Below are 322 nucleotides of genomic sequence, written 5' to 3'. Positions count from 1 at the left end.
AGGACCTCGATCGCCGCACCGCGGCGGGAAAGGATCGACGAATCCTCGACGATCAAGCGGACGTCGCCACGGGTGTCGTGAAGCATCACCCCGACGTTGCCCGCATCGATGTGCGAGCCGATCAGCAGTTCCACCACGCCCGCGCCGTGGCGAATGCCGATGCCCGTGGCGTAATTCGGGTGGTCCGGCCTGTCCACCACGCGGAGGGACGAGGCATCCAGCGACACCCGGGCGCCGGCGGTGCTGACGATCATCATGATGCAGTCCGTCGGGACGGACTCGGGGGCATCCTCGCCAACGGTGACTCGGCTGTAGTGGAGGT

1 pseudogene is annotated in these 322 nt (G+C 67.1%); it reads right to left on the bottom strand.

From position 1 onward, the window contains the following. Nucleotides 1–257, bottom strand: a pseudogene (locus KVS69_RS19165) (autotransporter outer membrane beta-barrel domain-containing protein); the annotation flags it as partial. Nucleotides 258–322: the final 65 nt, after the last annotated feature.

The sequence above is a fragment of the Stenotrophomonas sp. GbtcB23 genome (assembly GCF_019091045.1).
GTDB classification, from domain to species: domain Bacteria; phylum Pseudomonadota; class Gammaproteobacteria; order Xanthomonadales; family Xanthomonadaceae; genus Stenotrophomonas; species Stenotrophomonas rhizophila_A.
Note: the sequence above shows the minus strand (reverse complement) of the source record. Positions and strands in the feature narration are given on the sequence as shown.